This is a genomic window from Nocardia sp. PE-7 (assembly GCF_030486425.1).
GTDB lineage: Bacteria > Actinomycetota > Actinomycetes > Mycobacteriales > Mycobacteriaceae > Nocardia > Nocardia salmonicida_A.
This window is the reverse complement of record NZ_CP129614.1, coordinates 6786340-6807309: the sequence shown is the minus strand read 5'-3', so window position 1 is coordinate 6807309 and position 20970 is coordinate 6786340. Positions and strand designations below refer to the sequence as shown.

The window sequence follows — 20970 nt, the reverse complement described above, 5'->3', positions numbered from 1 at the left end:
GCTACCCGACGGGTTCTCAGGACAGCAGCTGCCGAACCCGGGCGGCCTCGCGGGTGAGGTGATCGCGCTCGGGCACGGTGGTCGCGGCGTGTGCGGCCTCGGAATACAGGGTGGCGGCCTGCGCGAGGTCGCCCGCCCGTTCGAGCAGGTAGGCGCGGGATGCGTTGTAGCGCGGCAGTTCCGGGTCGAGGTCGGCCAGTGCGGCCAGGCCCGCTCGGGGTCCGTCGGCCTCGCCGAGCGCGACCGCGCGGTTCAGGCGCACCACCGGGCTGTCGGTGAGGAGGAGCAGTTCGTCGTACCACTCCACGATCTGTACCCAGTCGGTTTCGGCGGTGCTGGGGGCATCGGCGTGCAGGGCGGCGATCGCGGCTTGGGCCTGGTATTCGCCCAGCCGGTCACGGGCCAAGGCGGCCTGCAGAATGGTCACCCCTTCGGCGATAAATCTTGTGTCCCAGCGTGTTCGGTCCTGCTCCGCGAGCGGCACCAGGCGGGAGCCTTCGGTGCGTGACGCCCGGCGAGCGTGGTGCAGCAGCATCAGTGCGAGCAGTCCCGAGACCTCGGGTTCGTCGGTCGAGGCGGCGAGCTGGCGGGTGAGCCGGATGGCTTCGGCCGCCAGATCGACGTCGCCGCTGTAGCCCTCGTTGAAGACGAGGTAGAGCACGCGCAGCACGGTCGCCGGATCGCTGGGACGGTCGAGCGGTAGGCCGGCAATCCGCTTCTTAGCCCGGCTGATCCGTTGCGCCATAGTGGATTCCGGTACGAGATAGGCCGTCGCGATCTGTCGAGTCGTCAGGCCGCCGACCGCGCGCAAGGTCAACGCGACGGCCGAGCCGGGAGACAGCGAAGGGTGCGCGCACAGGAAATACAGCCACAACGTGTCGTCCGTGGCGGGCACGGGTCCGGCTTCCGGCTCGGCATCGACGGCGAATTCCCGCCCCCGCCGCGATGTTTCGGCTCGTGTCGCATCGATGAACTTTCGCCAGGCGACGGCGACGAGCCAGCCTTTCGGATCGCGCGGTGGATCGTCGGGCCAGGCTTCCAGCGCCCGGATCAGCGCCTCCTGTACCGCGTCCTCGGCAGCGGCGAACTCGGCCCCGCGGCGGACGAGGATCCCGATCACCGCGGGGACGAGTTCGCGCACCAGCGCTTCGTTCATTCGGTCACCGTGGGCAATTCCGCGTAGAACGGCCGCAGTTCGAGCCACTCCTGGACCGGCTTCCCGCCCGCGCCCGGCGCAGCCGACAGCTCACCGGCCAGTTCGAGGGCCCGGTCATAGGTGTCGACGTCGATGATCATCCAGCCCGCGATCAGGTCCTTGGTCTCCGCGAACGGCCCGTCGGTGACCGGTGGGCGCCCCTCACCGTCGGAACGGACGAAGGTGCCCTGCGTGGTCAGCGCCTGACTGTCGACGTATTCGCCGGTCGATCGCAGCCGTGCGGCGAAATCCTCCATGTACCGGACATGAGCGGTCACCTCCTCCGGCGTCCACCGATCCATCGGCACGTCGTTCACCGGTGCGGGAGCGCCGCGGTAGTGCTTGAGCAGCAGGTACTTGGCCATGGTGTTCTCCTCGATTCGTTTCGGCCCATTCTGGCCGGGACAGGTCGGTTTCAGGCGTTCTGCCGTTCGGCCCGCTGCCCGATGAGTTCCTCGACCGCGGACGGCAGCGTGGTCTCGAAGTCGATGAGCTTGACCCAGGTCGGCGTGATGACGATCCGGACCATGCCCTCGTAGAGCGAATGGACCTCGGCCTCCCACTCGACGCGCTGCTCGGCGGTCATCTCGTAGCTGCCGTTCATCTCCAGGTATTCCGCCGGGATCCCGTCCACCACGTCCAGCTCCGCCTGCCCGCGGATCAGCAGCATCTTCGGCGGGTGCACCTCGGTGTCGATCGTCAGCGCGACCGCGGGGTTGTGTCGCAGCGAAGGCAGCTTCGGTGCGTTCGTCGACGTGCAGACGACGATCTCCGCGCCGTTCCAGGCGAAACCGACCGGCACATTGCGCGGCGTGCCGTCCTTGGCCACGTAGGCCATCCGGAGCAGGTCGCGGGCCAGCAGTTCCCGGCTGTACGGGCGGTTCAGGATCTCGGTGATCTCGTGCTGTTCCATGGCGGTCGCTCCTTCGATGTCGTCGAGGCCCGTTCGGCTGCTCGTACCCCTGGGACGGAGCCGCCCGCGCGTTCTCGACATCCCCGGCGAAAGAATTTCGGAGAACTTTTTCGCCGTGAGTGAACGGCGCCACCTGCAGGAACAAACCACCGGGGGGTCATGTTGAGTCAGCAAAGCTCAACTTTGGAAGGGTCGACATGACTTCAGCTCAGAACCTGCCGGTGCTGTTCCTGACCGATCCGATCGTGCTGCCGGGCATGGTCGTGCCCATCGAACTGGACGAATCCGCGCAGGCCGCCATCGATGCGGCGCAGGCCGCCAAAACCGGCTCGGTGCTGGTCGCACCGCGTCTGGACGAGGGGTACGCGTCCTACGGCGTCGTCGCCACCATCGAACAGGTCGGCCGGATGCGCGGCGGCGCGCCCGCGGCCGTGTTGAAGGCCGAGCGCAGGGCGCGGATCGGGCACGGGGTCACCGGGCCGGGTGCCGCACTGTGGGTGGAGGCCGAACTCGTCGAGGCGGCCGAGCCCGACGAACACACCACCGCGCTCGCCGCCGAGTACAAGAAGCTGGTCGTCGCCGTGCTCCAGCGGCGTGAGGCCTGGCAGATCATCGACATCGTCAACCAGCTCGACGATGCCGACGCCATCGCCGACACCGCGGGCTACGCGCCGTACCTGTCCGATGACCAGAAGCGCGAGTTGCTCGAGACGCCCGATGTCACGGTGCGGCTGACCAAGCAGATCGACTGGATCAAAGACCACATCGCCGAGGTCGAGGTCACCGACAAGATCTCCGAGGACGTCCGCGACGGCATGGAGAAGAGTCAGCGCGAGTTCCTGCTGCGCCAGCAGCTCAACGCCATCCGCAAGGAACTCGGCGAGGACGAACCCGACGGCGCCGACGACTACCGCACTCGCGTCGAGAACGCCGACCTGCCCGAGAACGTGCGCGCCGAGGCGCTGCGCGAGGTCGGCCGGTTGGAGCGCGCCAGCGACCAGAGCCCGGAATCGGGCTGGATCCGCACCTGGCTCGACACCGTGCTCGAACTGCCGTGGACGGTGAAAACCGAGGACAGCACCGATGTTTCGGCCGCCCGCGCGGTGCTCGACGCCGATCACCACGGCCTCGAAGAGGTCAAGGACCGCATGGTCGAGTACCTGGCGGTGCGTTCGCGGCGCGCCGCTCGTGGTCTCGAGGTGGTCGGTGGACGTGGTTCCGGCGCGGTGCTCGTGCTGGTCGGTCCGCCCGGTGTCGGTAAGACCTCGCTGGGCGAGTCGGTCGCGAAGGCCCTGGGCCGCAAGTTCGTTCGCGTCGCCCTCGGCGGTGTGCGCGACGAAGCCGAGATCCGTGGTCACCGTCGCACCTACGTCGGCGCGCTGCCCGGCCGGATCGTGCGGGCGGTGAAGGAGGCGGGTTCGATGAATCCCGTTGTCCTGCTGGACGAGATCGACAAGGTCGGCTCCGACTTCCGTGGTGATCCGGCGGCGGCTCTGCTCGAGGTCCTCGACCCCGCGCAGAACCACACCTTCCGCGATCACTACCTGGACCTGGACCTCGACCTGTCGAACATCCTGTTCATCGCGACCGCCAATGTCATGGACACCATCCCCGGTCCCCTGCTGGACCGCATGGAGCTCATCACCGTCGACGGTTACACCGAGGCCGACAAGGTGGCCATCGCCCGCGACTTCCTGGTCCCCCGCCAGCTGGAACGCAATGCGCTGACCGCGCAGGAAGTGTTGATCACCGACGCGGCGCTGCGCGAGATCGCGGCGAACTACACCCGCGAGGCCGGGGTGCGTCAGATGGAGCGGTTGGTGGCAAAAGCCCTGCGCAAGGCGGCAACTCGCCTCGTCACCGGTGACGCGGCCGGTCGCGCGCTCGGCTACGACCCGACGCTCGGCTACGACAATGTCATCGACCTCGAATCCGGTGCGCAGCCCGCTGGAGCGGTGACGTCCCTGGTCGTCGACATCGACAACCTGACCGACTACCTCGGCCGCCCCCGCTTCACCCCGGATTCGATGGAACGCACCTCGGTCCCTGGTGTGGCGACGGGCCTCGCGGTGACCGGGGCCGGCGGCGATGTGCTCTACATCGAGGCCAACGGCGCCGAGGGCGAACGCTCCCTCACTCTCACCGGCCAACTCGGCGATGTCATGAAGGAGTCCGCCCAGATCGCCCTCACCTACGTGCGCTCGCACCTGGAGGAAATCGGCATCGAACCCAAGGTCCTCGATCGCAATATCCACATCCACTTCCCCGCGGGCGCTGTCCCCAAGGACGGCCCGTCGGCGGGCGTCACCATGGTCACCGCCCTGGTGTCGCTGGCCCTCGGCCGCCCGGTCCGCGGCGATGTGGGCATGACCGGCGAGGTCACCCTCAACGGCAGCGTCCTGCCCATCGGCGGCGTGAAGCAGAAGCTCCTCGCCGCCCAGCGAGCCGGCTTGAAGACCGTCTTCATCCCCGCCCGCAACGAACCGGACCTCGACGAGGTCCCGGCCGAGGTGCTCGCCGCACTGGACGTCCGCCCCGTCGCCGACGTGGCAGACATCCTGGCCTACGCCATCGAACCCATCGCCGAACCCGCCGCCGACGGCAAGACCTTCGCCGTCAGCGCCTGATCCGAACCGTCGACGGGCCGTGCGCAGTCATCTGCGCACGGCCCGTTCGCCGTGTTCGCCCCCCGCTAGCGGCTGACGGTCGGCGGCAATACCGGGCCGTCGACGATGACCACTGCCAGCTGGTCGGTGTCGTAGTTGTCCTGGTCGTCGTCGAACTCGACATCGTCGTCGAATTCGTCGTCGTCGTCCTCCTCGGCGGAGGGGGCGAGGTCCTTTTCGACGCGGCGGGTGGTGCCCTGGGCGACCGCGCAGAGGATGGGTTCCTCGCCCTCGGTTTCGGCGTACACGTCGCAGTGGGTCACGGCCTGGCGGCGGGTGGCGCCGAGGACGGTGGCGTGTACCCGCAGCCGTTCGCCCTGGGCGGGTCGCAGGTAGGTGATGGTGAAGCCGCCGGTGAGGACGTTGGGGCCGAGGACGGTGCCCGCGGCGAAGGTGAGGGCGTTGTCGGCGGCGTAGGCGAGCACGCCGCCGTGCACGAAGCCGAACTGCTGACCGTGTTCGGGCTGGATATCGATGACGAGAGTGGCCGCGCCATCACCGAATTCGGTGAGCTCGGTGCCGACCAGACGGGCGAAAGGCTGCGCGGCGAGCACCTGGCGCGCCAGGTCGAGGTCGAGGGTGGTGGCTTCGGTCGGCATCGGGTGTTCCGTTCTTCGAGCTCAGTCGTGATCGGTTGGCGCGCTACGGATATTGCCACGCCCGGTTACGCCGGATTGTCGGTGCCATGGGGTATGACAGAACCGTGCCCCGGTGGCTCCTGCATGTCGATCTCGACCAATTCCAGGCGGCGGTGGAATTCCGGCGTCGCCCTGAGTTGCGCGGTCAGCCCGTCATCGTCGGTGGTGAGGGCGATCCGGATCAGCCCCGCAAGGTCGTGACCTGCGCTTCCTATCCCGCGAGGGCCTTCGGCGTGCGTGCTGGGATGGCGCTGAAGATGGCGCAGCGCAAGTGCCCAGAGGGCGTTTTCCTGCCGGTCGACATGGCCGCCTACGAGGTGGCCTCCGAGGAGATCATGGCGACACTCGGCCGGGTGGCCGGTGCCGTCGAGGTCTGGGGCATGGACGAAGCCTTCGTCGCCACCGATGCCGATCCATGGCAGCTCGCCGCCGAAATCCGCACCGCCGTCGTAGAACTCGGGCTCACCTGCGCGGTCGGCATCGGCGACAACAAGCTCACCGCGAAACTCGCCACCGGCTTCGCCAAATCCACCGGCAAGACCTCGGCCGAACCCGAACACGACGAGGGCGCCGCCGCGGGCATCTTCGAACTGACCGCCGCCAACTGGACCGAACTCATGGGCCACCGCCCCACCGACGCTCTCTGGGGCGTCGGCGCCCGCATCGCCAAACGCATGGCCGAGCTCGACATCACCACGGTCGCCGACCTCATGTCCGCCGACCGCGCCCGCCTGGCCGCCGAATTCGGCCCGAGCACCGGCCCCTACCTCTGGGTCCTCGGCCACGGCAAAGGCGACACCGAACTCTCGACGACCCCACGCATCCCGGTAGGCCGCAGCAAATCCGAAACCTTCCCCCACGACCTCACCGACCCCGAGGAAATCCACCGCGAGGTAGCCCGCCTGGCCACCGAAGTCGCCGAGGAAATGCGCGAACACCACCGAACGAGCACCCGAGTCTCGGTCACCGTCCGCACCAAAACCTTCTACACCCGCAGCAAACAACAAAAACTCCCCACCCCCACCGACGACATCCCCACCATCGTCGACACCGCCCTGGCCATCATCGCCCGCTTCGACCTGGACCGCCCCGTCCGCCTCCTCGGCGTCCGCTTGGAACTACTCCCACCCTGACCTTCGTCTCGGTCTCTCCATATCGGGGCTGCGAACTCGTATGCTCGGGCGATGGAGTTCTCAGCGATGGTTGCCCGTGAATCCGACGGTGGGATCGTGCTCGCCCGCGAAACGGTGGGGGACGACTTCCTCGGCGTCGGCGACGTGACGATCAAGGTCCATTACTCGAGCGCGAATTACAAGGATCTGCTGGCGATCACGCCGCGTGGCGGGGTGGTTCGCAACTATCCGATCGTGCCGGGCATCGACCTCACCGGCGAGGTGGTCTCCTCGGACACCGAGGACTTCGCCCCCGGCGACCAGGTCATCGCGCACGGCTACGAACTGGGTGTTTCCCGCAACGGCGGGTTCGCCGAATACACCAGGGTGCCTGCCGAGTGGGTGGTGAAGCTCGAGGGCCTCGACACCCGTGACGCCGCCACCATCGGCACTGCGGGCTTCACCGCCGCCATGAGCGTGCAGGCCCTGCTCGACCACGGGCTCACCCCCGACGACGGCGCCGTCCTGGTCACCGGTGCGACCGGCGGTGTCGGCACCGTCGCCGTCGACATCCTCTCCGGCCTCGGCTTCGAGGTCATCGCCTCCACCGGCAAGACCGACGCGAGCGACCTGCTCGCCGAACTCGGCGCCAACGAGGTGATCGGCCGACTCCCCCTCGACCCCGATGCCAAGCCGCGCCCGCTCAACAAGGCCAACTGGGCGTCGGCCGTCGACAGCGTCGGCGGCGCCTCGCTCGCCCATGTGCTCAGCGCCATCGGCTACGGCGGCGCGGTCGCGGCGAGCGGTCTCACCGGCGGCGCCGAACTTCCCACCACCGTGCTCCCGTTCATCCTGCGCGGTGTCAGTCTGCTCGGCATCGACTCGGTCCAGCTGCCCATCGAGAAGCGCCGCGCCCTGTGGACCGCGCTGGGCAAACAGCTTCGCCCGCAGCACCTCTCGACGATCGAGTCCTTCACCCCGATCACCGAAGTCGGCACCGCCCTGCAGTCGATCAAGGACGGTACCCACTCCGGCCGCACCGTCATCGGCGTAGCCAACGAGTTCTGAGATTCCGGACCAGCCGCGCGCTCAGACGACGGCCGGAGCCACCGGGTCGTCGGCGAACTGGGTTCGGTAGAGCTCGGCGTAGCGGCCGTCGGCGTTGAGCAGGGTGGCGTGAGTGCCTCGTTCGACGATGCGGCCGTCTTCGAGGACCAGGATCTGGTCGGCCGCGCGGATCGTGGAGAGACGGTGCGCGATGACCAAGGCGGTGCGGCCGATCAGGGCCTCGGTGAGGGCCTCCTGAACGGCTGCCTCGGAGGTGGAGTCGAGGGAGGCGGTCGCCTCGTCGAGGATCACCACCCGTGGTTGCTTGAGCAGCAGGCGGGCGATGGTGAGGCGTTGGCGTTCGCCGCCGGAGAGGCGGTAACCGCGCTCGCCGACCACGGTGTCCAGACCGTCGGAGAGCGAGTCGACCAGGTCGCGCAGGCGGGCGCGATCGAGGGCGTCCCACAGTTGTTCCTCGGTGGCTTCCGGCCGGGCGAGCAGGAGGTTCGCGCGGATGGTGTCGTGGAAGAGGTGGCCGTCCTGGGTGACCAGGCCGACGGTGCGCTGGATGGATTCGGTGGTCAGGTCGCGCACGTCGGAGCCGTTGAGCCGGACCGCGCCGGAGTCGACGTCGTAGAGACGTGACACCAGCTGGGCGATCGTGGATTTGCCCGCGCCGGAGGAGCCGACCAGGGCGATGAGCTGGCCGGGTTCGGCGCGCAGCGACACCTCGTGCAGCACTTCGACGCCGCCGCGGCTGTCCAAGGTCGCGACGTCTTCCAGTGAAGCGAGCGAGACCTTGTCGGCCGAGGGGTAACCGAAGTTCACCGCGTCCAGTTCCACCGCGACCGGGCCGTCGGGCACCGGGGCGGCGTGCGGGGCGTCCTCGATCAGCGGCTTCAGGTCGAGCACCTCGAAGACGCGCTCGAAACTCACCAGCGCCGACATGATCTCCAGACGGGCGCTGGCCAGCGCGGTGAGCGGGGTGTAGAGGCGGGTGAGCAGCAGCGAGAGCGCGACGACCGAGCCCGCGTCGAGACTGCCCGTCAGCGCGTACCAGCCGCCGAGGCCGTAGACCAGAGCGAGCGCGAGCGCGGAGACCAGCGTGAGCGAGGTGACGAAGGTGGTCTGCAGCATGGCGGTGCGCACACCGATGTCGCGCACCCGGGTGGCGCGCTCCGCGAACTCCGACGACTCCTGCGTCGGCCTGCCGAACAGCTTCACCAGGGTGGCGCCGGGTGCGGAGAAACGCTCGGTCATCTGGGTGCTCATGGCGGCGTTGAGCTGGGCGGCTTCACGCTGCATGCCGGCGAGCTTGTCGCCGGCGCGCCGGGCCGGGATGACGAACACGGGCAGCAGCACGAGCGCGAGCAGCGTGATCTGCCAGGAGATGCTGAGCATGACGGCGAGGGTGAGCACCAGGGTGACCAGGTTGGTGACAACGCCGGAGAGGGTGTCGCTGAAGGCCCGCTGCGCGCCGATCACATCGCTGTTGAGCCTGCTCACCAGCGCGCCGGTACGGGTCCGGGTGAAGAACGCGACGGGCATCTTCTGCACGTGATCGAACACCGCCGTACGCAGATCCAGGATCAGACCCTCGCCGATCCGGGCCGACAGCCAACGGATAGCGATACCGAGCCCCGCGTCGAGGATCGCCAACCCCGCGATAGCGAGCGCGAGCAGCACCACCGTGCGTGGCGCCGAACCGTCGACGATCCCGTTGACAACGTGCCCCGCCAGCACCGGGGTGGCCACTCCGAGCACCGCAGCGACCACGCTGAGCAGCAGGAACCCGCTGATCCGACGCCGATGATGTTCAGCGAACCGCACGATCCGCCGCGCCGTCACCATGCTGAACGGGCGCTTTTCCTCCGGCGCGTTCACGCGTCGGTACATCTGGCTGTAGGCCACTGATTCGATACTCACTGCCACTCTCCTCGAGGCTCCCCACCCATTGAACTCCTGCCCTCTGACACTAAAACCTCAACAAAGGTTGACAGCAAATACTTTCCGTCGGCAGCGGATTGCGCGCAGAGCGAAACCGGTCACCGTAGCGCGCCTCGGCCATCTGGAACCGGCCTGCCGCGCCCACGACGGCCGAGCCCGGAACCGTGGCCCGGCGACCCGAATAGGCTGGTCGGGTGGACGACGACCGGAGCGCGGAAATGCTGGCCGATGCCCTGCGCACGCGAGTCGACTGCACGGTCGACGCGTCGGTGCGCAGGCGCGTCGAGTACTCGTCCGACGCCTCCAACTACCGCGTCCGCCCCGTCATGGTGGTGTTCGCGCGCGCCGAGGACGATGTCGCCGCCACGGTGGACTTCGCACGCGAGAACGGGCTCTCGGTCACCGCTCGCGGCGCGGGCACCTCGGTCGCGGGCAATGCCATCGGCCCCGGCATCGTGCTGGATTTCAGCAGGCACATGAACGCGGTGCGCGCGGTCGACGTCGAGGCGCGCACGGCGAGAGTGCAGCCGGGGGTGGTGCTGTCGGATCTGCAACGGCGGCTGCGGCGGCACGGGTTGCGGTTCGGGCCGGATCCGTCCACGCAGGACCGCTGCACCCTCGGCGGAATGATCGGCAACAATGCCTGCGGACCGCACGCGCTGGCCTGGGGGCGCACCTCCGATACCGTGCGCGAGCTGCGCGTTCTCGATGGCGCGGGGGCGCGACGAACGCTCGGCGCCGACTTGACGGCGGTGCCCGGCTTGGCGGAGTTCACCACCGCCAATCTGGCTGTGCTGCGCACCGAACTGGGACGGTTCGATCGTCAGGCATCGGGCTACGGCCTGGAACATCTGCTGCCGGAACGCGGTTCGTCGGCGGCGAAGGCGTTCGTCGGCTCCGAAGGAACCTGTGGACTGCTCCTGGAAGCGGAGGTCGCGCTCACGCCGGTGCCCGCCGCGACCGTGCTCACCGTGCTCGGCTATCCCGATATCGCCTCGGCCGCAGACGATATCGCCGCGGTGACCGGGTGCGCGCCGATCGCGGTGGAGGGTATCGATGCCGGACTCGTCGATGTGGTCCGCGCGCATCGCGGGACGGTGCCCGAGTTGCCGCGAGGTCGCGGATGGCTGTTCGTCGAAACCGCGGGAGCGAGCCCGGCGGAGGCGTTGGCTACGGCCCGGCGACTGTGCGCGGTGAGCAATGCCGATGACCACCGGATCGTCACCGATCCCGCTGCCGCGGCGGCACTCTGGCGTATCCGTGCCGACGGGGCCGGTCTGGCAGGGAGAACACCCGAGGGGAACCCGGCGTGGCCCGGATGGGAAGACGCGGCTGTCCCGCCGGAGAATCTGGGGGCATATCTGCGTGAATTCGCAACGCTCACCGCCGAATACGACGTGAGCGGCCTGATGTACGGGCATATCGGCGACGGCTGCATCCACGTCCGTCTCGACTTCCCGATCGCCGACGCCCCCCGGCGATTCCGGACCTTCCTCTTCGATGCCGCCGAACTCGTGGTGCGGCACGGCGGATCGCTGTCGGGCGAGCACGGCGACGGCCGCGCCAGATCCGAACTGCTCGAGGTCATGTACTCACCGGCCGCCCGTGCCGCCTTCGCGGGCTTCAAGTCCCTGTTCGACCCCGACGACATCCTCAACCCCGGTGTCCTCGTCGCCCCGAGCCCCGTCGACGCCGACCTGCGAGTAGCCGCGCTCGCACCGGTTCCAGCACGCGGTTTCGCCCTGTCCACCGACTCCGGCGATTTATCCACAGCTGTGCACAGATGTGTAGGAATCGGCAAGTGCCGCGCGGACACTCGGGGTTCCGGCGGCTTCATGTGCCCCTCGTATCTGGCCACCGCCGACGAGAAGGACACCACGCGGGCACGGGCCAGAGTTCTCCAGGAGGTGGTCCGAGGCGAACTCGACTGGCGCGCACCGGCAGTCGAGGAATCCCTCGACCTGTGCCTGTCCTGTAAGGCCTGCGCCTCCGACTGCCCCGCGGGCGTCGACATGGCCACCTACAAATCCGAGGCTCTGTACCGCCGCTACCGAGGACGCCTACGCCCCCTGGATCACTATGTCCTCGGCCGACTCCCACGCTGGCTCGTCATCGCCCAACGCCTCCCGCGCCTGGCCAATGCCGTCGCCGCCCGCCCCCGCCTCCGCCGGGCGGGCATGCGACTGGCCGGCATCGATCCCCGGCGAGAAGCCCCACGACTGGCTTCGAAGTCATTGCGTCGCCGATGGTCCGACGACAAGGGTCCCACGGGTGCCGACGAGCCGGCGACTACTGAAGTGATGCTGTGGATCGACACCTTCACCGACAGTTTCGACCCCGAGAACGCGCTGGCCGCCAGACAACTGATCGAACAACTCGGCTACCGCGTCCGCATCCCGGAAGCGCGCGTCTGCTGCGGCCTCACCTGGATCAGCACCGGCCAACTCGACGGGGCCCGCACCCGATTGCGCGCCACCCTCGACGCACTGGCCGACCACGCGGCGGCGGGCGGTCTGATCATCGGCCTCGAACCCTCCTGCACCGCGACCCTGCGCGCCGACCTCCCCGAACTACTCCCCGACGATCCCCGAGCGCACCAGGTCGCCGCCGCCGTCCGAACCCTTGCCGAATTCCTCCTCGCGCACCCCGACTGGCGACCACCCCGGCGGCCGCAGGACACCGTCGTGGTCCAGCCGCACTGTCATCAGCACGCGGTCGGTGGCTTCGGCGCCGAACGCCGAATCCTCGCCGTGATGGGCGTCACCGTCCAGGAGTTGGCCGGGTGCTGCGGCCTGGCGGGCAATTTCGGCATGCAGAACGGCCATTACGACGTCTCGGTGGCGGTGGCCGAGAACTCCTTGCTGCCGGCGCTGCGAAACGCGCCGTCGGATGCCGTCTTCCTGGCCGACGGCTTCTCGTGCCGAACCCAAGCCGACCAACTCGCGCACACCCCCGGCCTGCATCTGGCCAGGTATCTGCTCGATCGCTCCACTGGACCGGCTATCGATTGACCCCGATCACAGGCGCACAATGGTCGAATGCGTGATCAGACCCTGGACCAGGACCTGGCCTCGGCCGGGCTGTCCAGGACCGTCCGGTCGAGCAGGCCCTTCGACGTCGGCATCACCGTGTCACCATTGCGCCGCGGCGGCGGCGACCCCTGTCACCACGTCGGCGCCGACGGCTCCCACTGGCACGCCTCACGACTGCCCACCGGCGTGGTCACCTACCGCCTGACCCAGGACGGCCGCGACGGCGCCACCGCCCGCGCCTGGGGCCCCGGCGCCGAGGAATTCCTGGCCGGCCTCGACCGCATGCTCTGCCTCGAGGAAAACCTCGACGACTTCATCCCGGAACACCCCAAGCTGGTCGAGGCCCATCGCACGGTTCCGGGCCTGCGCATGCTGAAGACCGGCCTGGTGCTGGAGTCGCTGATCCCGGCCGTCCTCGAACAGAAGGTGCACACGAAGTCCTCGTTCGCCTCGTGGCGCACCCTGGTCCGCGAGTTCGGGACGAAGGCCCCCGGCCCGGCGCCGACCGGTCTGATGGTGGCGCCGGACGCCGACACCTGGCGGCTGATCCCGTCGTGGCGGTACCACCGGGCCAATGTCGGCCCGCAGCGCGCCCAGACCATCGTGCGCGCCGCCAGAGTCGCCGACTCGATCGAACGCACCGCCACCCTCGACCCGGTCGAGGCCGCGCGACGGTTGCGCAGCCTGCCCGGCATCGGGGTATGGACGGTCGCCGAGACCGCGCAACGCGCCTTCGGCGACGCCGATGCCCTCTCGGTCGGTGACTACCACCTCGCCGCCGTCGTCGGCTGGAGCCTGCTCGGCCACCCGATCGACGACGACGCGATGGTCGAATACCTACGACCGCTACAACCGCACCGCTACCGCGCGGTGCGACTGCTCGGACTGAGCGGGCAGGCGCGCAAACCGAAGTTCGGCCCGCGCGACCCGCTCACCGACCATCGACACCACTGAGTTGGGACACCGCTGAGTGGTGTCGACACTGAGCCGGGCCACCCCTGATGCGGGCCACCACTAGCGCGTAGCGCGCGCGTCCAGTACGCAGCGGCCCGCTTCGACGAGGGTATTGCGCGCCCGCCTGCGCACTCGACACTCTTCGACGGTGCAGTCGAGGTGCAATTGCATTGCGGCATGGGCTTGTTCGGGCTCCATCGGACCCGGATCGGTGGAGCAACTCAGCAGTGCTGTGGCGACGCGCATGTTCACTTCGCTCAATTGCATGGACCAAGCACAGCACGCAAATACGCGGCTAACGGTGAGTACACGCCCGATCGGCTAGATTTAGCACGAATTCCCAGCACAAGATCCAAGGGGGAGTGCAGGATTCCCCACAGTGGACGAATTCCACCGTCACACCGCGGGGCTCGGAGCGGATGGCGGCGTGCGACACAGAAGGAGTGGGGCTGTGGCATCGAACGGAACAGACGGGCAGGCGGGCGTCTCCTCGACCCTGCCGCGTCGCCAACTCGGTCGCTACCTGCGTGATTGGCGCACCCAGGCCGGGCTCACCATCGCCGAGGCCGCCCGGTTGATGGAGTGGGGCGCCAGCACCCTGCAGCGGCTGGAAAAGGGGCAGGCCGACCGGATCCGCACCATCGATGTCCACGAACTGTGCCGGATCTACGGCATTCCCGACCATCTCGCGAGCGGTCTCACCGGTCTCGCGCAGCAGGCCGCCGTCAAGAGTTGGTGGCACGCCTACGGGGATCTGATTCCCGAGAATTTCGATATCTATGTGGGTCTGGAGGCATCGGCGCACCGGTTGCGCGCCTATCAGTCCGAGCTGGTTCCCGGTCTGCTACAGACGGCGGAATACGCGCGGGCGCTGAATCATCTGGGCTTCCCCAAGGATTCGATCGACGAGCTCGATCGCCGGGTCGCGCTGCGGATGCAACGGCAGGCGTTGATCACTCGCAAGCATTCGCCTGCCGAGATCGATGTGGTACTGCACGAATCGGTATTGCGTAGCATCGTCGGTGATGCGAAGGTGATGGCTGCGCAGTTGCGACACCTCGCCGACGCGAGTTCCCGAAGTAATGTCGCATTGCGCATCCTGCCGTTTGCCGCCGGAGTTCCGCTCGGAGTCTCTACGGGACCTTTCACGGTTCTCGAGTTCGGTACCGACAGCAAGGGGCAACCGGTCGAACCGCCGGTGGTGTACGCCGAAGGCTTTACCGGCGACCTCTACCTGGAACGACGCGCGGATGTTCGAAGGTACGACCGGGCTCACGAATGCCTCCAGCGTCATGCGCTGGATATCCCACCGAGTAGAGACCTGCTCCGTCAGGTCGCGAAGGAGTATGTGGCATGAGTTTCGATCTTGTTGACGCACACTGGTTCAAGAGCACTCGCAGTGGTGCAGGCAAGGATTGCGTCGAAGTAGCTTTCCTGTTCGGCGGGCACGTCGGGGTGCGCGACAGCAAGAATCCCGCGGGTCCCGCCCTGGTGTTCGACGGCCCGAGCTGGGACGACTTCACCCGCGGCATCGACACCGGTGTGTTCGCGTGAACACCAAGCGCGACATCGACACCACCGGCGCCACGTGGTTGCGGGCAGGCACCGGCGACGGGAGCGTGGAGGTCGCCATGCTGGCCGAGGGGCACGTGGCCCTGCGCGACAGCAAGAATCCCGAGGGTCCGATGCTGATCTTCACCCCGAGTGAATGGACCGCCTTCACCGCGGGCGTACACGACGGTGAGTTCGATCGTCCTTGATCACGCTAGATCACAGAACGATAGATATTCGGCATAGGCCGAGGTTTGATGCGATGCGCGATCGGGTAACCCGTGTATATGGACCGAGGGTTGAAGAAAATGCCACCCCGGTACCGGAGGCTAGCGCCTGAGGACGGGGTGGAACGCCTGATCGTGATCCTGCTGTTCGCGGTATCGGCGATCGGAATCTACGTTCTCACCAGCTCGTTGCTGTCGGCGTTGTTCATCGGATTACTGGTCGGATTAGTCGCTGTAGGGACTGTCGCTGTCTTGTAGGCAGCCGTCGCTGCGGGGCTTCGCACCCCGCAGCGGCAACAGTGCCTACCGTCTGAACAATTTATTGCCGAGCCAGACAATCGGGTCGAATTGTCGATCCACAACCCGTTCTTTCAGCGGAATCAACGCGTTGTCGGTGATTTTGATGTGCTCGGGGCACACGTCGGTGCAGCACTTGGTGATATTGCAATAGCCCAAACCTGCTTCCTCCTGGGCCATTTCGCGTCGATCGCGGGTATCGAGCGGGTGCATCTCCAACTCCGCGATGCGCATCAGGTAGCGCGGGCCCGCGAAGGCGGGCTTGTTCTCCTCGTGATCACGCACCACATGGCAGGTGTCCTGGCACAGGAAGCACTCGATGCACTTGCGGAACTCCTGGGAGCGTTCCACATCGACCTGCTTCATCCGGTAGTCACCCGCCGCGAGACCGGGCGGCGGAGTGAACGAGGGGATCTCCCGTGCCTTCTCGTAGTTGAACGAGACATCGGTGACCAGGTCCTTGATGATCGGGAAGGTGCGCATCGGCGTGACGGTGATGACCTCGTCCTGGGTGAACGTCGACATGCGCGTCATGCACAGCAGACGCGGACGCCCGTTCACCTCCGCCGAACACGAACCGCACTTGCCCGCTTTGCAATTCCAGCGCACCGCGAGGTCGGGGGTCTGAGTGGCCTGGAGGCGATGGATGATGTCGAGCACGACTTCGCCCTCGTTCACCGCCACCGTGTAGTCCTCGAGGCTGCCGCCCTCGATATCGCCGCGCCAGACCCGGAACCGGGCGTCGTATCCCATGGTTACGCCTTTCCCTCGGCTGCCGGGTGCTCAGCCAGTTCTTGCTCGGTGTAGTACTTTTCGAGCTCGCTCAGTTCGAACAGGGCGAGTAGGTCTTCGCGCATCGGCGTCTGATCGGCCCGGGTGACGGTGACGTCGGGGATCTGGGCTTCCGAGGACGGATCGACCGCGCAGACCAGCAATGTGTTGCGCCAGTCCGGGTTCATGCCGGGGTGGTCGTCGCGGGTGTGGCCGCCACGACTCTCGGTGCGCAACAGCGCTGCCTGCGCGACACATTCGCTGACGATCAGCATGTTGGCCAGGTCGAGGGCCAGATGCCAGCCGGGATTGAACGGCCGCTTGCCCTGCACCGCCACGTTGGCGTAGCGGGCGCGCAACTCGGCCAGTTTGTCGATCGCCGCGCGCACCTCGTGTTCCTTGCGGATGATGCCGACCAGGTCGTTCATCGTCTGCTGGAGTTCGGAGTGCAGGGTGTACGGGTTCTCGCCCGAGCCGTCCGCGCGCGCATCGAACGGCGCCAGTGCGGTGTTCGCCGCCGCTTCGATATCGGCTTCGGTGGGCGTCGGCCTGTCGGTGAGCTGCTGCACGTAGGCCGACGCGCCGAGCCCAGCCCTGCGGCCGAACACCAGCAGGTCCGACAGCGAGTTGCCGCCGAGCCGGTTCGAGCCGTGCATGCCACCGGAACACTCACCGGCGGCGAACAATCCGGGGACGAGCGCCGCACCGGAATCGGGGTTCACCTCGATCCCGCCCATCACGTAGTGGCAGGTGGGGCCGACTTCCATCGGCTCGGCCGTGATGTCGACATCGGCCAGTTCCTTGAACTGATGGTGCATCGACGGCAGCCTGCGCACGATCTCGTCGGCGGGCATGCGGGAGGCGATGTCGAGGTAGACGCCGCCGTGTTCGGTGCCGCGGCCCGCCTTCACCTCCTCGTTGATCGCCCTGGCGACCTCGTCGCGGGGGAGTAGGTCGGGAGTACGGCGCGCGGAATCGTTGTCGCGCAACCACTGATCGGCTTCTTCCTCGGTTTCGGCGTACTGACCCTTGAAGACCGGCGGGATGTAGTCGAACATGAACCGCTTGCCGTCGGAGTTCTTCAGCACGCCGCCGTCGCCGCGCACACCCTCGGTGACGAGGATGCCCTTCACGCTCGGCGGCCAGACCATGCCGGTGGGGTGGAACTGGAGGAACTCCATATTGATCAGCGTCGCGCCCGAGCGCAGCGCCAGCGCGTGGCCGTCGCCGGTGTACTCCCATGAGTTCGATGTCACGGTGTAGGACTTGCCGATTCCGCCGGTGGCCAGCACGACCGCGGGCGCGTTGAACAGCACGAAGCCGCCCGATTCACGCCAGTAGCCGAACGCGCCTGCGATCGCCCCGGCGTCGGTGAGCAATTCGGTGATCGTGCATTCGGCGAAGACCTTGATCCTGGCCTCGTAGTCGCCGGTCGCCGCGAAGTCCTCCTGCTGCAGCGAGACGATCTTCTGCTGCATCGTGCGGATCAGTTCGAGGCCGGTCCGGTCGCCGACATGGGCGAGGCGGGGATAGGTGTGGCCGCCGAAGTTGCGCTGGCTGATCCGCCCGTCGGCCGTGCGATCGAACAGCGCCCCATAGGTTTCCAGCTCCCACACCCGGTCGGGCGCCTCCTGCGCGTGCAGTTCGGCCATGCGCCAGTTGTTGAGGAACTTGCCGCCGCGCATGGTGTCTTTGAAGTGCGTCTGCCAGTTGTCCTTCTCATTGGCGTTGCCCATCGACGCCGCGCAACCGCCCTCGGCCATCACGGTATGCGCCTTGCCGAACAACGACTTACACACCACCGCCACCGAAAGACCCTGTTCGCGTGCCTCGATCACGGCTCGCAGACCCGCGCCGCCCGCCCCGATCACCACGACGTCGTAGTCGTGCCGTTCCACGTCTGGCATTGAAATACAAGCTCCTCGCGTTGTCGCGGCTCAGTTGACGAACCGCAGATCCGAAATGGTCTGGCTCGCAACCAACATCACGTAGAAGTCGGCGAGCACGAGGGTGCCGAGGGTGGTCCAGGCCAGCGCCATGTGGCGGGTGTTGAGCTTGGAGATCTGGGTCCAGTACCAGTACCGCACCGGATGGGCGGAGAAGTTCTTGAGCCGCCCGCCCACGATGTGCCTGCACGAATGGCACGACAGGGTGTAGGCCCACAGCAGGATCACGTTGACCAGCAAGACGATATTGCCGAGGCCGAAACCGAAACCGCCGCTGCTGCCGTGGAACGCGGTGATCGCGTCGTAGGTATTGATCAGCGAGACCACCAGCGCCACGTAGAAGAAGTAGCGGTGCGCGTTCTGGATGAGCAACGGCAGCCGCGACTCGCCGGTGTAGCGCGCGTGCGGCTCGGCCACCGCGCAGGCGGGCGGCGAGAACCACACCGAGCGGTAGTAGGCCTTGCGGTAGTAGTAGCAGGTGAGCCGGAAGCCGAGCAGGAACGGCAGCACCACGAAACCCAGCGGGATCCACATCGGCAGCTCGGGGAACGGGGTACCGAAATGCGCCGATCCCGGTGCGCACGAGTCGCTCAGGCACGGTGAGTAGAACGGCGTCAGATAGTGGAACTCGGGCACCCAATAGGCCGTCCGCACAAAGGATCTGATCGTCGCGTAGGTGACGAACGCGGCGAGTCCGAGCGCGGTGAACAGCGGCGGTAGCCACCAGCGGTCGGTGCGGAGGGTGCGCGCGGAAATGCGGGCGCGCGTTCTGCTGAAGACGCCGGTGCCCGCGGAGTGTGAAGCGGGAGAAGCGGTCGGTGCGGCACTCACGGTGGATGCCTCGCTGATCTTCGGGTCTGCGGCAGTGATCATTACCCACCGCGATGGATTGTGATGTGGAGCACCATACGCCTGTGTTCGTGCCGCTCGCGGTGGGTCTCACGCACTCGGTCGCCACACATGGCGGTGATCTCGATCACAGGCGTGACGATCGTGACGACCCGTCATGCCCGTGCAACAAACCTGTGGTGCCCTGTGACAGGTATTCCCCCGTGCCGGGGAGAGGAGCGTGACGCGCAATGAGAAGAGCCGCGATCGTGGCGCCCGTCCGCACGCCCAGTGGCGTGGAGGGCGGTGCGTTGTCGGGTATGCCCGCCGAGTGGCTGGCGACCACGGTGTTGTCCGCTGTGATCGACCGCTCGGGAATCGACCCGCTACGCATCGACGATGTGGCCATGGCCTGTATCGATGGTGGCCTCTCCGGAGTGCCCGCGGTCGGTGCGCTCGCCGCTCGCGGTGCCGGATTACCTTTCGCAGTACCCGGTTTCGTCACCGACAAACACGGCGGTAGCGGTCTGCAGGCGGTGATCACCGCGGCGATGATGGTCCAGACCGGCGCCGCGGATGTAGTGGTCGCGGGCGGGGTGGAATGCGCGACGACCCATTCGGGGCTACCCGGAGGGACCGCGGGACTGCACAACGCCGAGCGGCTGGCGCACTACTACGGGATCGACCGCAACGCCGCCGACGAGTTCGCGGTGGCCAGTCATCGCAAGGCGGCTCGTGCGTGGCGGCAGGGCGCGTTCGCGGCCGAGGTCGTCGGGGTGGCCGCCGGGTTCGGCGATCACCAGATCACCCGGGACGAGGGCGTGCGCGACGACCTGTCGACCCACACGCTGGCCGGTTTGCGCCCGCTGCTGCGCGAGGGCGTGGTGACTGTCGGAAACATGAGTTCGCATCGGCTCGGGGCGTCGGCGTGCCTGGTCGTGGCCGAGGACCGACTCGGTGAGCTGGGGCTGACGCCGATGGCGTTTCTCGCGGGGTGGGCCGCGGCCGGCTGCGACGACACCGGGCCCGGGCTGGGGGCGGCCCCCGCGGTATCCAAGCTGCTCGGACGTACGGGGTGCGCGCTGGGCGAGATCGATCTGCTCGAAATCAACGAGGGCTACGCGGTGGAGGTGCTCGCACTGGCCACCGAATGGGAACTCGACCCACTCGACCGGCTCAACGTGAACGGCTCCGACATCGCGCTCGGGCACCCGGTCGGGGCCACGGGCCTGCGGATCATGACCACGATGCTGCACGAACTCGGCCGCACCGGCGGTCGCTACGGCCTGGAGGCCATCGCGCTCGGTCACGATCACGGGATCGCGGCCCTGTTCGAATCCGCCGAGGCCGACGAACCGACCGAAGCCCCACGAGGCGCCCGCTTCCACGGCTCCCGAACCCGCAAACTGGGCCGACACCGAGCCGGGTAGTCAGCCGGGCCCCGCTCGAGCGCACCAGCGCTCCAGGAACAAAGGTCGGCGCGACGACCCTGTTGGCAGGGCCGTCGCGCCGGTGATCAGGTTTTACTTCGTTCTGGGGCGGGAGTGGAAGCCGAGGCCTTCGTCCTGGGCGCCCATCCATGCTGCTTCGTCGGACTTGCTGTCGGGGACGTAGATCGGCTCCGACCTGCGTGGGACGGCGAGTTCCGGCGGTGGTGCCTGCTCGAAGTCCTCGGCGTCGATGACGAGCCGCTCGAGGTCGTTCTCCAGACGACGGATGGTGGCCGCGTCGCCGTAGTTGGAGCGCAGTGCGCCGATCGATTGCCGGAGTTGGCCGACCGCGTAGCGCAGTTCCGCGATATCGCTGCGTGTCATCGTTACCTCCTGTGTATATGGCGGGCATACCG

Annotated in this window: 19 protein-coding genes and 1 pseudogene; 10 read left to right on the top strand and 10 right to left on the bottom strand. The window is 67.6% G+C overall.

Translation table 11 applies throughout. The annotated features are described in order from the left end of the window. Positions 1–16: 16 nt before the first annotated feature. The 3 genes from QX204_RS31865 to QX204_RS31855 are packed head-to-tail and all read right to left on the bottom strand — an operon-like array spanning position 17 to position 2108. Positions 17–1156 carry an RNA polymerase sigma factor gene (locus QX204_RS31865; protein ID WP_301904150.1) on the bottom strand — a complete coding sequence of 380 codons (1140 nt, stop codon included), beginning with the start codon at positions 1154–1156 and terminating at the stop codon, positions 17–19. Then, positions 1153–1560: a YciI family protein gene (locus tag QX204_RS31860; RefSeq protein ID WP_301904149.1), complete on the bottom strand. Its 408-nt coding sequence runs from the start codon at positions 1558–1560 to the stop codon at positions 1153–1155. The genes QX204_RS31865 and QX204_RS31860 overlap by 4 nt, the downstream gene beginning before the upstream one ends. A 50-nt stretch (positions 1561–1610) precedes the next feature. Further along, complete coding sequence (locus tag QX204_RS31855) at positions 1611–2108, bottom strand: pyridoxamine 5'-phosphate oxidase family protein (RefSeq protein WP_301904148.1); 498 nt, start codon at positions 2106–2108, stop codon at positions 1611–1613. Positions 2109–2305: 197 nt separating this feature from the next. Here QX204_RS31855 and lon point away from each other — a divergent pair, with 197 nt between their 5' ends. Next, positions 2306–4735: an endopeptidase La gene (lon, locus tag QX204_RS31850; RefSeq protein ID WP_301904147.1), complete on the top strand. Its 2430-nt coding sequence runs from the start codon at positions 2306–2308 to the stop codon at positions 4733–4735. A gap of 230 nt (positions 4736–4965) precedes the next feature. Here the strand turns inward: lon and QX204_RS31845 are convergent. Next, positions 4966–5373, bottom strand: a pseudogene (locus QX204_RS31845) (PaaI family thioesterase); the annotation flags it as partial. 104 nt (positions 5374–5477) lie between these two features. Between QX204_RS31845 and QX204_RS31840 the strand changes: the two are divergent. Both QX204_RS31840 and QX204_RS31835 read left to right on the top strand, forming a co-directional pair. Beyond that, complete coding sequence (locus QX204_RS31840) at positions 5478–6545, top strand: DNA polymerase IV (protein ID WP_301908183.1); 1068 nt, start codon at positions 5478–5480, stop codon at positions 6543–6545. A 51-nt stretch (positions 6546–6596) separates the two neighbouring features. Further along, a complete protein-coding gene (locus QX204_RS31835; RefSeq protein WP_301904146.1) occupies positions 6597–7592 on the top strand; it encodes an acrylyl-CoA reductase family protein in 996 nt (331 codons plus the stop codon). Positions 7593–7613: 21 nt separating this feature from the next. On the opposite strand, the gene QX204_RS31830 is transcribed toward QX204_RS31835, so the two are convergent. Beyond that, positions 7614–9497: an ABC transporter ATP-binding protein gene (locus tag QX204_RS31830; protein ID WP_301904145.1), complete on the bottom strand. Its 1884-nt coding sequence runs from the start codon at positions 9495–9497 to the stop codon at positions 7614–7616. A gap of 239 nt (positions 9498–9736) precedes the next feature. Here QX204_RS31830 and QX204_RS31825 point away from each other — a divergent pair, with 239 nt between their 5' ends. Then, a complete protein-coding gene (locus QX204_RS31825; RefSeq protein ID WP_301908182.1) occupies positions 9737–12529 on the top strand; it encodes an FAD-binding and (Fe-S)-binding domain-containing protein in 2793 nt (930 codons plus the stop codon). Positions 12530–12556: 27 nt separating this feature from the next. Further along, on the top strand, positions 12557–13504 hold the full coding sequence (locus QX204_RS31820; protein ID WP_301904143.1) for a DNA-3-methyladenine glycosylase family protein: 948 nt from the start codon (positions 12557–12559) through the stop codon (positions 13502–13504). A 60-nt stretch (positions 13505–13564) separates the two neighbouring features. Here QX204_RS31820 and QX204_RS31815 read toward each other — a convergent pair whose 3' ends face one another. Beyond that, on the bottom strand, positions 13565–13771 hold the full coding sequence (locus QX204_RS31815; RefSeq protein ID WP_056824023.1) for a hypothetical protein: 207 nt from the start codon (positions 13769–13771) through the stop codon (positions 13565–13567). A gap of 184 nt (positions 13772–13955) precedes the next feature. Here QX204_RS31815 and QX204_RS31810 point away from each other — a divergent pair, with 184 nt between their 5' ends. From QX204_RS31810 to QX204_RS31795, 4 genes are all read left to right on the top strand, one after another. Then, the gene (locus QX204_RS31810) at positions 13956–14861 is read left to right on the top strand and encodes a helix-turn-helix domain-containing protein (protein ID WP_301904141.1); all 906 of its coding nucleotides are present in this window, start codon (positions 13956–13958) and stop codon (positions 14859–14861) included. Beyond that, a complete protein-coding gene (locus tag QX204_RS31805; RefSeq protein WP_301904140.1) occupies positions 14858–15058 on the top strand; it encodes a DUF397 domain-containing protein in 201 nt (66 codons plus the stop codon). Before QX204_RS31810 ends, QX204_RS31805 begins: the two co-directional genes overlap by 4 nt. Continuing rightward, positions 15055–15264 carry a DUF397 domain-containing protein gene (locus tag QX204_RS31800; protein ID WP_301904139.1) on the top strand — a complete coding sequence of 70 codons (210 nt, stop codon included), beginning with the start codon at positions 15055–15057 and terminating at the stop codon, positions 15262–15264. Before QX204_RS31805 ends, QX204_RS31800 begins: the two co-directional genes overlap by 4 nt. A gap of 138 nt (positions 15265–15402) precedes the next feature. Beyond that, positions 15403–15540: a hypothetical protein gene (locus QX204_RS31795; protein WP_240505140.1), complete on the top strand. Its 138-nt coding sequence runs from the start codon at positions 15403–15405 to the stop codon at positions 15538–15540. Between the two features lie 45 nt (positions 15541–15585). On the opposite strand, the gene QX204_RS31790 is transcribed toward QX204_RS31795, so the two are convergent. From QX204_RS31790 to QX204_RS31780, 3 genes are read right to left on the bottom strand one after another with little or no spacing between them, the layout of a single operon-like run. Next, positions 15586–16332 (bottom strand): succinate dehydrogenase/fumarate reductase iron-sulfur subunit, encoded by a 747-nt coding sequence (locus QX204_RS31790; protein WP_056824009.1) that lies wholly within the window; start codon positions 16330–16332, stop codon positions 15586–15588. 2 nt (positions 16333–16334) lie between these two features. Further along, positions 16335–18257, bottom strand: coding sequence for a fumarate reductase/succinate dehydrogenase flavoprotein subunit (locus QX204_RS31785; RefSeq protein WP_301904137.1), 1923 nt, complete (start codon positions 18255–18257; stop codon positions 16335–16337). Positions 18258–18287: 30 nt separating this feature from the next. Then, positions 18288–19169 carry a succinate dehydrogenase subunit SdhC gene (locus tag QX204_RS31780; RefSeq protein ID WP_301904136.1) on the bottom strand — a complete coding sequence of 294 codons (882 nt, stop codon included), beginning with the start codon at positions 19167–19169 and terminating at the stop codon, positions 18288–18290. A 206-nt stretch (positions 19170–19375) separates the two neighbouring features. On the opposite strand from QX204_RS31780, the gene QX204_RS31775 reads away from it, so the two are divergent. Then, positions 19376–20554 carry a thiolase family protein gene (locus QX204_RS31775; RefSeq protein ID WP_301904135.1) on the top strand — a complete coding sequence of 393 codons (1179 nt, stop codon included), beginning with the start codon at positions 19376–19378 and terminating at the stop codon, positions 20552–20554. Positions 20555–20647: 93 nt separating this feature from the next. On the opposite strand, the gene QX204_RS31770 is transcribed toward QX204_RS31775, so the two are convergent. Next, positions 20648–20938: an Rv0250c family protein gene (locus QX204_RS31770; protein ID WP_056824003.1), complete on the bottom strand. Its 291-nt coding sequence runs from the start codon at positions 20936–20938 to the stop codon at positions 20648–20650. Positions 20939–20970 lie beyond the last annotated feature (32 nt).